The following is a 14,180-nucleotide window of genomic DNA, read 5'->3' as shown; positions in this document are numbered from 1 at the left end:
AGGTCAATGCCAGGTCCGCGTCGTTAAAACATCGTGCAACGGAATGTACTAACCAGTTAGTGTTCGTTTATCGCCCAATACCGTCCCGCGCGAATTGATTCACCCAGCCGCCAGCAAGCACCATCGCCCTCACAGAAACCCAGCATCCTTACTGCGACTCCTCTCACCGTCGCAGCGGTTTGCTGCTGCCTGAAAACGATCAGAGACCACAACAATAATGAAAAAAATCACCCTGAGTCCCCTCGCGGCGTTGGCATTGGCTGGCGCTACCCTCCCCGCTTTCGCCGCCGAATCGGGCTTCGTCGAAGACGCCAAGGTCAACCTCAACCTGCGAAACTTCTACATCAACCGCAACTTCGTCAACCCGACCTACCCTCAAGGCAAAGCCGAGGAATGGACGCAGAACTTCATCCTCGATGCCAAGTCTGGCTTCACCCAGGGCTTCGTAGGATTCGGCGTGGATGTATTGGGCTTGTACTCGCTCAAGCTTGACGGTGGACGCGGAACCACCAATACCCAATTGCTGCCAGTGCATGCTGATGGCCGCCCGGCCGACGACTTCGGCCGCCTAGGCGTCGCGCTCAAGGGGAAAATCTCGAAAACCGAATTGAAGGTCGGCGAGTGGATGCCGGTGCTGCCCATCCTGCGCTCCGACGACGGCCGCTCTTTGCCACAGACCTTCCGTGGTGGCCAGGTCACTTCCCAGGAGATCGATGGCCTGACGCTCTACGGCGGCCAGTTCCGCCAGAACAGTCCGCGCAACGACGCCAGCATGGAAGACATGTTCATGCAGGGTAAGGCGGCCTTCACCTCGGATCGTTTCAACTTCGTTGGCGGTGAATACAGCTTCAACGAAAAGCGCACCCTGATTGGCCTGTGGGATGCCGAACTCAAGGATATCTATCAACAGCAATACCTGCAGATCGTCCACAGCCAGCCGCTCGGCGCCTGGACGCTGGGTGCCAACCTCGGCTACTTCTGGGGCAAGGAAGACGGCAGCGCCCTGGCCGGCGATCTGGACAACAAAACCGCCTCGGCCCTGCTTTCGGCCAAGTACGGCAGCAACACTTTCTTCGTCGGCCTGCAAAAAGTCAGCGGCGACGATGCATGGATGCGCGTCAACGGCACCAGCGGTGGCACCCTGGCCAACGACAGCTACAACTCAAGCTTCGACAATGCCAGGGAGCGCTCGTGGCAAGTGCGTCACGACTTCAATTTCGCCGGCGTCGGCATTCCCGGGCTGACCTTGATGAACCGCTACATCAGCGGGGATGAGGTGCATACAGGCGTGATCACCGACGGCAAGGAGTGGGCGCGTGAGACGGAGCTGGCCTACACCGTTCAGAGCGGCACCTTGAAGAACCTCAATGTCAAATGGCGGAACTCGACCATGCGCCGGGACTTCAGCAACAATGAGTTTGATGAGAATCGGCTGATCATCAGTTACCCGATCGGGATTCTTTGAAACCCGGCTGACGCTTTCGCGGGCAAACCCGCTCCCACAGGAACCACTGCAAACCACAAATATCTGGTTTGACACAAAACACTGTGGGAGCTGGCTTGCCGGGTCGCCAGACCGCAGCGATTGGAGCGCAACGCGCTCCCCGCCAAAAAACATCAGCTACGCGACTCAACCCCCAACTCATCCCACACCGACTCTGCCAGGTGGAACGTCGCATTGGCCGCCGGAATCCCGCAGTAAATCGCACTCTGCATCAGCACTTCCTTGATCTCCTCGCGGGTCACCCCATTGTTGGCCGCCGCACGCAGGTGCAGTTTCAGCTCATCATTGCGGTTCATGCCGATCAGCATGGCGATGGTAATCAGGCTGCGGGTATGGCGCGGCAAACCGGGGCGGGTCCAGATATCGCCCCAGGCGTGCCGGGTGATCATTTCCTGGAACTCACTGTTGAACTCAGTGAGATTGTTCAGGCTGCGGTCGACATGGGCGTCGCCCAGTACCGCCCGACGCACCTTCATGCCTTCGGCGTAACGCTCTTTCTCGTCCACGAACAATTCCTCAACGGGCCAGCAAAAAGTCGATCACGCGACGGCTGAAGGGTTCGCCCACTTCTACGTTGGACAAATGCGCCGCGTGAAACTCGGCGTACTCGGCGCCCTTGATGTGTTCCTGGATGAACAGACCGCCAGCCGGTGGCGTAACCGCATCCTCGCTGCCGGAAATCACCAGGGTCGGTGCCTTGACCTCACCCAACTGATCACGGAAATCGGCATCGCGTACAGCCCCGCAGTTGGCGGCATAACCTTGTGGCGAAGTGGCGGCCAGCATGTCGGTGATGCGCTTGGCCTGGGCCGGGTTCGCTTCGGCGTAAGCCGGCGTGAACCAGCGTGCAATCGAGGCATCGCGCAAACCGACCATGGCGGCCTGGCCGTCGCGCAGGACCATTTCAATGCGTGGATTCCACATGTCCGGGTTGCCGATCTTGGCCGCGGTGTTGCACACGATCAGCCTGTTCAGACGATCGCCCGCATTGATGCCCAGCCACTGGCCGATCAGGCCACCCATGGACAGACCACAGAAGTGCGCGCGCTCGATGTGCAAGGCGTCCAGTAATGCCAGCACATCACGGCCCAGTTGCTCGATGCTGTACGGCCCTTCGGTCACCAGCGACTTGCCGTGGCCCCGAGTGTCGTAGCGCAGCACGCGAAAGTGTTGGGTAAAGGCTTCGATCTGGGTGTCCCACATGTGCAGGTCGGTACCCAGCGAGTTGGACAACACCAGCACCGGCGCATCGGCCGGGCCATCGAGTTGATAATTCAGTACGCCATCGACCAGTTGTACGCTTCCCACAGCAGCCTCCTTCAGGCACTCAATTCGTTATGTTCGGCCACGGCACGCTCGACCCAGCGCTGGGCCTGGCCGAGGTAATGGGCAGGATCGAGCAGACGATCGAGTTCGTCTGCCGAGAGTTCGGCGGTGACCCTGGGCTCATCGCCCAACACCGCGCGCAAATGACGTTGTTCGGCCACGGCACGCTTGCAGCAGTGCTCGAGCAAATGGTGCGCGGCATCACGCCCCAAGCGTTGCGCCAGCACAATACTGACGGCTTCGGCCATGACCAGCCCCTGGGTCAGGTCGAGGTTGCGGCCCATGCGTGTCGCGTCTACCTCCATGCCCTCGGCCAACAGCAGCGCTTGTTGCAAGGCCCCGGACACCAGGCAGCAGATTTCCGGCAATGTTTCCCATTCGGCGTGCCACAGGCCGAGGCTGCGTTCATGCTCTTGCGGCATGGCGCTGTACATCGTCGCCAGCAAACCGGGCACGCGAGTAGCAGCACCGATCAGCACGGCGGCGCCCACCGGGTTGCGCTTGTGCGGCATGGTGGAGGATCCGCCCTTGCCCGGCGCCGCTGGCTCGAACACTTCCGCCGCCTCGGTTTGCATCAACAGGCTGATGTCACGCCCCAGCTTGCCCAGGCTACCGGCCACCAGGCCCAGCACCGCTGCGAACTCGACCAGGCGATCACGCTGGGTGTGCCAGGGCTGCTCGGGCAGCACCAGTTGCAATTCATTCGCCAGCGCCTGGGTCACTGGCCAGGCTTTGTCGCCCAGGGCCGCCAGGGTTCCGGAGGCACCGCCAAATTGAAGGCTCAGCAAGCGCGGCTTGAGTTCATGCAGGCGTTGGCGGCTGCGGCTGACCGCGCCCAGCCAGCCGGCGATTTTCATCCCGAGGGTGACCGGCGTCGCATGCTGCAACCAGGTGCGCCCCGCCAGCGGCGTGGCCTGGTGCAGCGTGGCCTGACGGGCCAATGTTGCACCGAGACGGGCCAGATCACCTTCGATCAAGTCCAGTGCATCGCGCAATTGCAGGACCAGCCCCGTGTCCATCACATCCTGGCTGGTAGCCCCCAGATGCACATAACGTTCAGCGTCTGCATCGCCCAGGGCGATCTGCTTGCCCAATGCCTTGACCAGCGGGATCGCCGAGTTGCCGGCTATCGCAATGGCTTCGCCGAGCGCCTGAAAGTCATAGCGCTCAGCCTGGCAGGCCGCTTCGATCGAACTGACCGCCGCTTGCGGGATCACGCCGACACTGGCTTCGGCACGCGCCAGCGCGGCCTCGAAATCGAGCATGCCCTGCACCCGCCCCTTGTCGGAGAACACATCGCGCATGTTGCGGGCAGTGAAGTAGGCATCGAACAACTGATTGCCCGGTCGTTGGCTCATAGGAAATCCTTAAGGCGCGCGCCGCGACCGGCGCGCGCGAACAGATCAATGATCGGTATGCAGATAGGCGGCCTGCCTGGGCAGGCGCAGGCTGAACAGGAAGGCAATCGCCATCATGACAGTCACGTACCAGTAGAAAGTATTTTCCATGCCCATGGTCTTCAGCCCCAGGGCCACGTACTCAGCCGTACCACCGAACAGGGCATTGGCCACGGCATAGGCCAGGCCGACCCCCAGGGCACGCACTTGAGTCGGGAACATCTCGGCTTTGACCAGGCCACTGATCGAGGTGTAGAAGCTGACGATAGCCAGTGCCAGCGTGATCAGCACAAATGCCAGGAACGGATTGGTCACGGTTTTCAGCGTCAGCATGATGGGCACGGTGAAAATGGTGCCCAGCGCGCCGAACAGGAGCATCGAATTGCGCCGGCTGATCCTGTCGGAAAGCATGCCGAACAACGGCTGCATGCACATGTACAGGAACAGCGCACCGGTCATGATGTAACTGGCGGTCTTGGCCGGCATATGGGCGGTGTTCACCAGGTACTTCTGCATGTAAGTCGTGAAGGTGTAGAAAATCAGCGAGCCACCGGCGGTGTAGCCCAGCACGGTGATAAACGCTGCCGTGTGGTGCTTGAACAGGCCGGCGATGCTGCCGGCTTCCTTGTCGTTACGGTCTTCGGCACTGGTGGTTTCTTCCAGCGAACGACGCAGATACAACGAGACCAACGCAGCGATGGCGCCGATCACAAAGGGAATGCGCCAACCCCAGGCACGCAGTTCGTCTTCAGAGAGGAACTGTTGCAGAACCACGATGACCAGCACAGCCAACAGCTGACCGCCGATCAGGGTCACGTACTGGAACGAGGCGAAGAAGCCGCGCTGGCCGCGCATTGCCACTTCGCTCATGTAGGTGGCCGTCGTGCCGTACTCACCGCCTACCGACAAGCCCTGGAACAATCGCGCCATCAATAGCAGCGCCGGCGCCCAGGCGCCGATCGAGGCATAGGTGGGCAGACAGGCGATGACCAGGGAACCGGCGCACATCATCAGCACCGAAATCATCAATGAATTCTTGCGGCCATGCCTGTCGGCAACCCGGCCAAACAGCCAGCCACCGATAGGACGCATCAGGAAACCGGCAGCAAAGACCCCCGCGGTATTAAGCAGCTGCACGGTGGGGTCATCTGAAGGGAAAAAGGCAGAAGCGAAGTAGATGGCACTGAAGGCATAGACATAGAAGTCGAACCATTCCACCAGATTACCGGAGGAGGCGCCGACAATGGCGAATATGCGTTTGCTGCGCTCTTCACCTGTGTAGTAGTCACTTGTTGTCGTCATGGTCTGTTCCCCGTTGAGATCATTAGAGTCTAGACACACCCAGAAATAATCCCGTTCCGCAAAACAAATACCCAAAACATTGAAGACCTTGCGTGGAGGGCAGCCATGTTCCGGGTATGTGCTTCAAACAGGTGGCACCCTTCACGGTGCCACTTTCCTCAAACGCGCTCGATCGCCAGTGCCAGGCCCTGACCTACGCCGACGCACATGGTCGCCAGGCCTTTCTTGCCACCGGATTTTTCCAGCTGATGCAACGCCGTCAGGATCAGGCGAGTGCCGGTCATGCCCAGCGGGTGCCCCAGGGCGATGGCACCGCCGTTGGGGTTGACCTGCGGTGCATCGTCGGCCAGGCCCAGTTCGCGCAATACGGCCAGACCCTGGCTGGCGAAGGCCTCATTGAGTTCGATCACGTCGAAATCGGCCACCGCCAGGCCCAGGCGCTCGGTCAGCTTGCGCACCGCCGGGACCGGGCCGATGCCCATGACGCGGGGCGCTACACCGGCACTGGCCATGCCCAGCACGCGGGCACGGGGGGTCAGGCCATGTTTTTTTACCGCTTCGGCCGAGGCCAGGATCATCGCCGCTGCGCCGTCGTTGACACCCGAGGAATTACCGGCGGTCACGGTCTTGTCCGGGCCGTTGACCGGTTTGAGCTTGCCCAGGACTTCCAGGCTGGTATCAGCCCGTGGATGTTCGTCCTGCTCGACCACGGTCTCGCCCTTCTTGTGGGCAATGCGTACCGGCACGATTTCTTCGGCGAAGAAGCCGGCGGCCTGGGCCGCTGCCGTGCGCTGCTGGCTGCGCAGGGCGAACGCGTCCTGGTCGGCGCGCGAGATCCTGTAGTCGTCGGCGACATTGTCGCCGGTCTGCGGCATGGCATCGACGCCATACTGGGCTTTCATCAAGGGGTTGATGAAACGCCAGCCGATAGTGGTGTCTTCCAGCTTCATATTGCGCGAAAACGCTGCATCAGCCTTGCCCATCACAAAGGGCGCACGGGACATCGACTCGACGCCACCGGCAATTGCCAGTTCCATCTCGCCGCTGGCAATGGCGCGGAAGGCAGTACCGACAGCGTCCATGCCTGAGGCGCAAAGGCGGTTCAGGGTGACGCCCGGAATGCTCTCCGGCAAACCGGACAGCAGCAGTGCCATGCGTGCCACGTTACGGTTGTCTTCGCCAGCCTGATTGGCACAGCCGAAGAACACCTCGTCCACCTGGTCCCAATGCACGGAAGGGTTGCGCTCGATCAGTGCCTTGATCGGCGCGGCAGCCAGATCATCGGCACGAACGCCGGACAGGCCGCCACCAAAGCGGCCAATCGGGGTGCGGATCGCATCGCAGATAAAGACGTCACGCATCATGCTTCTCCTGGTGCTTGGCCATGGGCAGCAGCAGTACGCGCTTCCAGATCGCGCAGGGCGGTCAGTTCGGCTTCGGTGGGTTCGGCAGTTTCGGTTACGTTGTCGGCGAAGCGGATGGCCCAGCCGGTGGCGGCGATGATCTGCTCGCGGGTCACGCCCGGGTGAATGGCGGTGACCACGAATTCATTGGTACCGGCTTCCGGCTCCATGATGCACAGATCGGTGATGATCCCCACCGGGCCTGCACCTGGCAATCCAAGGCGCTTGCGCGAATCGCCACCTTCGCCGTGGCCGACCGAGGTGATGAAATCCAGCTTGTCGACAAAGGCACGGTTGGACTGCTTGAGGATGATCAGCACGGTTTTTGCGGAACCGGCGATTTCCGGCGCCCCGCCTGCACCTGGCAGACGAACTTTCGGATTGTGGTAGTCGCCGACCACGGTGGTGTTGATGTTGCCGAAACGGTCGACCTGGGCAGCGCCGAGGAAGCCCACGTCGATGCGGCCACCTTGCAGCCAGTAGCGGAAGATCTCGCCGGTCGGCACCACGGTGTCGGCGGTTTCCGCCAGCTCACCGTCACCGATCGACAGCGGCAGTACGCTCGGTTTGGCGCCGATCGGGCCGGACTCGTAGATCAGCACGACGTCTGGCGAGGAAGTCAGGCGGGCAAGGTTGGCTGCCTTGGAAGGCAAACCGATGCCGACGAAGCAGACCGAACCGTTTTTCAGGCGACGGGCCGCAGCCACGGTCATCATTTCATTGGTGGAGTAATTCATTATTGAGCCTCCGATGCGCTGGCCAATTTTGCCTTGAATGCGTTGAAATCAGCGGTGCCGCGGATGTATTCGTCGATCCACGCGGTGAAGGTTTCACGGTTGCGGGCGATCGGATCCCATGCCTGGTAGAAACGGTTGTCACGCTCGGAGTAACCGTGGGCGTAGGATGGGTGGGCACCACCTGGCACCAGGCAGACCGCGGTCAAGGCCCAGGTCGGCAGCACGCAGGCGTTCATTGGCGCCTGCAAGTCATCGACGATTTCTTCGACCGTGACGATGCAGCGCTTGGCCGCCAATGCTGCTTCCTTCTGGACACCGAGGATGCCCCAGAGCAATACGTTGCCCTTGCGGTCGGCCTTCTGTGCGTGAATCACAGTCACATCCGGACGCACCGACGGCACTGCCGCCAGCACTTCGCCGGTAAATGGGCAAGTAACGGTCTTGATCAGCGGGTTGACCTTCGGCAGGTCGGAACCGGCGTAAGCACGCAGCACGGCGAATGGCAGGCCCGAGGCACCCGCCACATAGGCGTTGGCGAGGTCGGCATGGCTGTGCTCTTCGATTTCCATCGCGTGCGGCCATTGCTTCTCGACTGCGTCGCGCAGACGGTGCAACGAACCCACGCCCGGGTTGCCGCCCCAGGAGAAGATCAACTTGCTGGCGCAACCGGCACCGATCAATTGGTCATAGATCAGGTCAGGCGTCATGCGCACCAGCGTCAGATTCTTTTTGCCCTGACGAATGATTTCATGACCCGCAGCCGTGGGGATCAAGTGCGTGAAGCCTTCGAGTGCAACGGCATCGCCATCTTGGACGAATTGCTTCACAGCTTCGTGGAGCGAGAGAATTTCAGCCATGGGAGACTCCTTGATTCACTGAGCCGGTGGTCGGAGATAAGGGCGCTTTTGTTGCCCAGGAATGGTTGAAGATTAAGCTTGGCGACCTTCGCGTACAATCCGATAATCGAGTATCCGTTCGATTATCGAACAAATTGTTGCGCTGCTAACCGTTATTCCCAGCCATGAAAAAACCCGGAATCTGAAACCATTCGCGCATGTAGCCGCTGCCGCACGGCTGCGCTCGGCCGCGGAGCGGACGCAGGATTTCGGAATCGCCGGGGAGCCCCGACGGGACTCCAGCGCAGCCTGCGGCAGCGGCTACAGGAATTTGCGGTGTCAATAAAAAGGCCCTGTCTCGAGAGAGGCAGAGCCTTTTTATTGCGTTAACCGGTTTCAGGTCGCATCCGCGTGACTGACCCACCCCTTGATCAGCACCCCGACTGTCGCCAGTGCTGCCGGAATGACCAGCGCGGTCAGGACCTGCTCGAAATTCCAGCCCTGGCCCAGCAAGGTCGCTCCCATCCAGGCACCCAGGATCGCGCCGAAGCGACCAATGCCAAGCATCCACGACACGCCGGTGGCTCGCCCCTGGGTCGGGTAGAAGCGCGCGGCCAGTGACGGCATTGCCGACTGCGCGCCGTTGACGCACATGCCGGCAATCAGCACCAGAGTCGCCAGCAAGGTGATGCTGCCCAGGCTCTGGCCGACGGCGTAGGCAAAGACCCCAGCCAGCAGATAGAAGATGCCGATGACCTTGTGCGGATTGAACCGGTCCATGGCCCAACCAACGGCCACCGCACTCATCACACCGCCAAACTGGAACAAGGCACCGATAAAGGCGGCCTGCTCCATGCTGGCACCGCTGTCACGCATCAGGGTCGGCAACCAGCTGGTCAGCAGATAGACGATGACCAGGCCCATGAAGTACGTCAGCCACAACAGCAAGGTACCTACGCTGTAAGTCCCGGAGAAAATCACTGCGAAAACGTTGCGCGCCTTGACGGTGCGCTGCTCCGGCACGCTGAAACTGCCTGCCTGATTGACGATGTCGGGCTGGATCGGCGCCAGGGTCTTGCGGACCTTGTCCGTGCCACGATTGCGCACCACCAGGTAGCGCGCCGACTCCGGCAGCCAGACAAACAGCACCACGGCCAGCACCAACGGCAGCAAGCCACCGATCAGCAACAGGCTGTGCCAGCCGAATGTCGGAATCAACTTGGCTGAAATGAAGCCGCCACCGGCCATGCCCAGGTTGAAGCCGCAGAACATGCTCGTGACCAGCAGTGATTTGTGTCGTTCCGGGGTGTATTCGGAAAGCAGCGTGGTGGCATTGGGCATGCCCGCACCCAAACCCAGTCCGGTCAGCAAGCGCAGCACCACCAGTTGATCGACGTTGGTGGCATAGGCCGAAGCCAGGCTGAACGCACCAAACAGCAAAACCGCGCCCACCAATACCACTTTGCGCCCGAAGCGATCGGCCAGCGGGCCAGAACCCAGGGCTCCAAACACCATTCCGATCAGTGCGGCGCTCATGACCGGGCCGAGGCTGGCGCGATCGATGCCCCAGTCCTGGGACAAGGCCGGCGCGATGAAGCCCATGGCAGCGGTGTCCAGGCCGTCGAGAAAAACAATAAGAAAACACAGCACAACCACACGCCATTGGTAGCGCGACAAGGGTTGAGCATTAATGAAAGACTGCACATCCAGGCAGTTTCCGACAGCTGTTTGCGGACGATTCATTATTTTTATCCAGAAAAAAGACACAGGTACGCGAGTGCCAATACAGCTTCGGCACGAATATGTAAAAACTGCGGAAACGGGATCAGGTTGCGCAGAACCGAGAATAAAAAAGCTGCGGCCAGCGCACTGGGAGAATGTCAGTCACAGAGGTGTTTCTCGCTCTTCTTATTGAGGGTCAAGCGAAGCCGACCGATGTGAGGAACATTAATAAGCCGAGGGAAACAGCGTCAATTCGATAAACGCGGAACTGTGCGTTTATCGAACGACACCCGTCCACTAGCGTCAGGCGAATAATTGGGCGCTGAGATCGCCACTGGCACTGAGCATGATGGGTAGAAAACGCTGTTCCAGTTCGCTGCGGCTGACCCGTCCGGCATGGGTACTGACATTAAGCGCCGCAAGCACCTGGCCCGATGCGTCATAAACCGGTACTGCGATAGAGCGCAAACCCTGCTCGAGTTCCTGGTCGACGATGCACCAACCCTGTTGCCGAACTTGCTGCAGGCACTCGAGCAATGCCTGGGGCTCAGTGATGGTTCGACTGGTCTTGGGCTGCAAGTCGGCATGCTCGAGGTACTCGTGCAAAGTGGCATCGTCCAGCGCTGCCAGCAGAATCCGGCCCATCGAGGTGCAATAGGCGGGAAGCCGCCCGCCCACCGACAGGTCGACCGAGATCAACCGTTGAGTCGTCGCCGAACGGGCGATATACAGAATGTCGTCGCCCTCCAGGGTGGCCATGTTGCAGGCTTCGTGCAGTTGTTCGCTCATGCGGTCCAGATAGGGCTGGGCCGAGACTGCCAAGGGTGTGGAGGACAAGTAGGCATGCCCCAGGGTCAGCACCTTTGGCAGCAGCGAGTAGGTGCGGCCATCGGTCGTGGCATAGCCCAGCTTGATCAGCGTATGCAGGCAACGGCGTACCGCAGCCCGCGGAATTTCGGTGCGATGGCTGATCTGGGCAATGGTCAGGTGACGCTTGCGCTCCTGAAACGCCTGTACCACCGCCAGGCCGCGGGCCAGCGAGGTCATGAAGTCCGGGTCACCCGTGAATGCCTGGATTCGCTTGGCCGGCGACGCCACGATGGGGGGGGCCAGCGAGGTGAATGAATTGCGCAACTGGTCGTTCATTCCTGGTCCTTTATGCGGTAGATCTTCGCTCATGGCTCAAACTGCCCTCTCGGGAAACACGGCTAACGTGTCCGATTATCGAACCAACGATCGATAATCGCAATTGACCATTAGCCTCGTTGCTTATACCTTTCCCCCGCCACAATGTGGCTTCTTGGAGATCTTGGTCAGGTACCCACCGAAGAAGTCCCAGGCACGGCCTTACCCACGAAGTGAGGCCGTTTTTTTTAGCCCCGCGCAGTGGAGTGAACTTTCCCACCCCGCGCCAAGATGAGACAGCCCCGTATACGCACACGTATGTCTCAACCTGCCGACCTGCCCATGCAACAAAACTCACAGACAATATTGACCGGACGTAAGAGTCGGGCGATAGTTTTATTGCATTCAATTGCTATAATCAAAACGAGTGACCGACACGCTTCAGACAAGAGCGGATCCCGTCACACGGGCTATACCTGTCAGAACAGACAGGCATCGCCTCTATCACCGATAATCCATCACTACTTTTTATTAGGTAACATCGTGACAAAAGATGAACTGCGCGCGGAACTTGAGCGCCAGGAGCAACGTTACAAGGAAGTCTACGGCGGGGAAGTCACCACCTACGCCGCACAACCCGATCCGGAACGCAAACCGTGGCGTAAAAGAGCCACCGTCCAAGATCAGGTGTATACCCAGGAACTCCAGAAAATGGAACAGGAACTCAAGGCAGATCAGCCTTAAGCAACCTGCTTGCATCTGACAGAAACGTTCCGATCGAATCGTGCCAACGCATTGCCCGTCTTTCGCGGGCGAGCACGGTGCTGCTTTTTCGGGGAAAAGGCGGATAAATAATGCCTGCCGAAAAGTTCAGTTACTGATTCTCACAAATTTCAAACAAGCGTTTGAAACATTTCCTGCATTGTTTAGTGCGGGATTTTTGCGGCCATTACCTCCGAAATCATGCAATTTTGATGCTTTTCTACCACCCGGCTCGTGGCGACCCATTCTGTCAGCCCGCGATTGCCCGGTATTACCGATCAGCAGCAAGTGCATCGATTACTGGGGATTTCTGGCATAATCGCGCCCCCTTATGACCGGGTCAGAAAACCTTCATGATCGATTTATTCAGCGGACTTGATGCTTGGGTGCTGGTGAGCTTGCTGCTCGCCCTGGCCTTTGTCCTCACCTTCGAGTTCATCAATGGCTTTCATGACACCGCTAACGCGGTTGCCACAGTCATCTATACCAAAGCCATGCCGCCGCATCTGGCCGTGTTCTTTTCGGGTCTGTTCAACTTTCTCGGGGTGCTGCTCGGTGGGGTGGGTGTGGCTTATGCCATCGTGCACCTGCTGCCCGTCGAACTGTTGATCAATGTGAACACCGGCCATGGCCTGGCCATGGTCTTCTCGTTGCTCGCAGCGGCCATTACCTGGAACCTCGGAACCTGGTATTTCGGTATTCCTGCCTCCAGTTCGCATACCTTGATCGGCTCGATCCTGGGCGTCGGCCTGGCAAATGCCCTGCTCAATGACATACCGCTGAGTGATGGCGTCAACTGGCAGAAAGCGATCGATATTGCCGCTTCGCTGGTGGTTTCGCCCATGGCAGGCTTTGCCGTGGCCGCACTGGTCCTGATCGGACTTAAATGGTGGCGCCCGCTGTCGAAGATGCACAAGACACCGGAGCAACGTCGCAAGATCGACGATAAAAAGCACCCGCCATTCTGGAACCGCCTGGTGCTGGTCATCTCGGCCATGGCCGTCAGCTTCGTGCATGGCTCCAACGACGGCCAGAAAGGCATCGGCCTGATCATGCTGGTGTTGATCGGTATCGTTCCGGCCCAGTTCGTACTGGACCTGAACAGCACGACCTATCAGATCGAACGGACCCGAGACGCGACCGTGCACCTGAGCCAGTTCTATCAGCGCAATAACGAAACGCTGGGGGAGTTCCTGGCACTGGGCAAGGCCCAGGATACTGATCTGCCGGAACAGTTCAGCTGCAACCCGAAGCAGACCGAGCCAACCATCGCTGCCCTGCAAGGCACCCTCGCCGGGGTTGCGGACTACCATTCGCTGCCGGCGGAAAAACGTATTGAAGTGCGCCGTTACCTGCTCTGCCTCGATGACACCGCCAAGAAGGTGGGCAAGTTGCCTTCCCTGCAGGCACGTGAAAAGGCAGACCTGGAAAAACTGCGCAAGGACCTCACCGCGACGACCGAATACGCCCCATTCTGGGTGATCCTCGCCGTGGCCCTGGCCCTGGGTATCGGTACCATGGTCGGCTGGAAGCGTGTAGTCCTGACCATCGGCGAGAAGATCGGCAAGCAGGGCATGACCTACGCCCAGGGCATGTCGGCGCAAATCACTGCCGCCTTCGCCATTGGCCTGGCCAACGTGTTCAGCCTGCCGGTTTCCACGACTCACGTACTGTCGTCCGGCGTGGCCGGCACCATGGTGGCGAACAAGACCGGTTTGCAGGGCGGTACCATCAAGACCATCCTGCTGGCCTGGATCCTGACCCTGCCGGCTTCCATGGCCCTGGCAGCAGGCCTGTTCTGGCTGGCGTCCAAAGCCCTGGCCTGATTGTTCCGCACATGAAAAAGGCGCCCAAGGCAGACTGTGTGAAAACGCAGTCTGCAAAGGCACAAACAAACGCCCCGGCTTGCCGGGGCGTTTGTTTTTTGGCCTCGCGATAAAAAAAGCAGAGCCTCTCAGCTCATCAGGCCCCGCATTTGAGAGGCACCCAACACCTTGAGCGCTCGCTTCGGGTTGTAACCCGCGCACCGCCAGGCACCTTCCAGCACACCCACTGGCACGGACGGG

General features: G+C 59.9%; 12 protein-coding genes. 3 read left to right on the top strand and 9 right to left on the bottom strand.

Annotated elements, in window-relative coordinates; genetic code table 11:
* Positions 1-217 precede the first annotated feature (217 nt).
* Complete coding sequence (locus F2S13_RS19470) at positions 218-1,465, top strand: OprD family porin (protein ID WP_166363768.1); 1,248 nt, start codon at positions 218-220, stop codon at positions 1,463-1,465.
* A 152-nt stretch (positions 1,466-1,617) separates the two neighbouring features.
* Here F2S13_RS19470 and pcaC read toward each other — a convergent pair whose 3' ends face one another.
* The 9 genes from pcaC to pcaR all read right to left on the bottom strand — a co-directional run bounded on the left by pcaC (position 1,618) and on the right by pcaR (position 11,373).
* A complete protein-coding gene (gene pcaC / locus F2S13_RS19465; RefSeq protein ID WP_166363766.1) occupies positions 1,618-2,010 on the bottom strand; it encodes a 4-carboxymuconolactone decarboxylase in 393 nt (130 codons plus the stop codon).
* Between the two features lie 10 nt (positions 2,011-2,020).
* Entirely contained in the window at positions 2,021-2,812 is a 792-nt protein-coding gene (gene pcaD, locus F2S13_RS19460; RefSeq protein WP_166363764.1) for a 3-oxoadipate enol-lactonase, read from the bottom strand.
* A gap of 11 nt (positions 2,813-2,823) precedes the next feature.
* On the bottom strand, positions 2,824-4,188 hold the full coding sequence (locus F2S13_RS19455; RefSeq protein ID WP_166363762.1) for a 3-carboxy-cis,cis-muconate cycloisomerase: 1,365 nt from the start codon (positions 4,186-4,188) through the stop codon (positions 2,824-2,826).
* A gap of 45 nt (positions 4,189-4,233) precedes the next feature.
* Positions 4,234-5,529, bottom strand: a complete 1,296-nt coding sequence (locus F2S13_RS19450) for an MFS family transporter (RefSeq protein WP_166363760.1) — start codon at positions 5,527-5,529, stop codon at positions 4,234-4,236.
* A gap of 158 nt (positions 5,530-5,687) precedes the next feature.
* Complete coding sequence (gene pcaF / locus F2S13_RS19445) at positions 5,688-6,893, bottom strand: 3-oxoadipyl-CoA thiolase (RefSeq protein WP_178119028.1); 1,206 nt, start codon at positions 6,891-6,893, stop codon at positions 5,688-5,690.
* Positions 6,890-7,672 carry a CoA-transferase gene (locus F2S13_RS19440; RefSeq protein WP_178119029.1) on the bottom strand — a complete coding sequence of 261 codons (783 nt, stop codon included), beginning with the start codon at positions 7,670-7,672 and terminating at the stop codon, positions 6,890-6,892. The genes pcaF and F2S13_RS19440 overlap by 4 nt, the downstream gene beginning before the upstream one ends.
* Positions 7,669-8,526 (bottom strand): CoA transferase subunit A, encoded by an 858-nt coding sequence (locus F2S13_RS19435; RefSeq protein WP_166363754.1) that lies wholly within the window; start codon positions 8,524-8,526, stop codon positions 7,669-7,671. The genes F2S13_RS19440 and F2S13_RS19435 overlap by 4 nt, the downstream gene beginning before the upstream one ends.
* Positions 8,527-8,901: 375 nt before the next feature.
* Positions 8,902-10,248 (bottom strand): 4-hydroxybenzoate transporter PcaK, encoded by a 1,347-nt coding sequence (gene pcaK, locus F2S13_RS19430; protein WP_166363752.1) that lies wholly within the window; start codon positions 10,246-10,248, stop codon positions 8,902-8,904.
* A 282-nt stretch (positions 10,249-10,530) separates the two neighbouring features.
* Entirely contained in the window at positions 10,531-11,373 is an 843-nt protein-coding gene (pcaR, locus tag F2S13_RS19425; protein ID WP_166363750.1) for a pca regulon transcriptional regulator PcaR, read from the bottom strand.
* A 522-nt stretch (positions 11,374-11,895) separates the two neighbouring features.
* Here pcaR and F2S13_RS19420 point away from each other — a divergent pair.
* Positions 11,896-12,096 (top strand): hypothetical protein, encoded by a 201-nt coding sequence (locus F2S13_RS19420; RefSeq protein ID WP_166363748.1) that lies wholly within the window; start codon positions 11,896-11,898, stop codon positions 12,094-12,096.
* 371 nt (positions 12,097-12,467) lie between these two features.
* Positions 12,468-13,940, top strand: coding sequence for an inorganic phosphate transporter (locus F2S13_RS19415; protein ID WP_166363746.1), 1,473 nt, complete (start codon positions 12,468-12,470; stop codon positions 13,938-13,940).
* Positions 13,941-14,180: the final 240 nt, after the last annotated feature.

Source organism: Pseudomonas akapageensis (assembly GCF_011355085.1).
Classification (GTDB): domain Bacteria; phylum Pseudomonadota; class Gammaproteobacteria; order Pseudomonadales; family Pseudomonadaceae; genus Aquipseudomonas; species Aquipseudomonas akapageensis.
This window is presented reverse-complemented; position numbering and strand designations above follow the sequence as displayed.

Bases quoted from the DNA above. Each gene is read 5' to 3' on its own strand.
- pcaR (WP_166363750.1), bottom strand. From the start codon at position 11,373: ATGAACGACCAGTTGCGCAATTCATTCACCTCGCTGGCCCCCCCCATC.
- F2S13_RS19450 (WP_166363760.1), bottom strand. From the start codon at position 5,529: ATGACGACAACAAGTGACTACTACACAGGTGAAGAGCGCAGCAAACGC.
- F2S13_RS19455 (WP_166363762.1), bottom strand. From the start codon at position 4,188: ATGAGCCAACGACCGGGCAATCAGTTGTTCGATGCCTACTTCACTGCC.
- F2S13_RS19470 (WP_166363768.1), top strand. From the start codon at position 218: ATGAAAAAAATCACCCTGAGTCCCCTCGCGGCGTTGGCATTGGCTGGC.
- pcaF (WP_178119028.1), bottom strand. From the start codon at position 6,893: ATGATGCGTGACGTCTTTATCTGCGATGCGATCCGCACCCCGATTGGC.
- F2S13_RS19415 (WP_166363746.1), top strand. From the start codon at position 12,468: ATGATCGATTTATTCAGCGGACTTGATGCTTGGGTGCTGGTGAGCTTG.
- F2S13_RS19435 (WP_166363754.1), bottom strand. From the start codon at position 8,526: ATGGCTGAAATTCTCTCGCTCCACGAAGCTGTGAAGCAATTCGTCCAA.
- pcaK (WP_166363752.1), bottom strand. From the start codon at position 10,248: ATGAATCGTCCGCAAACAGCTGTCGGAAACTGCCTGGATGTGCAGTCT.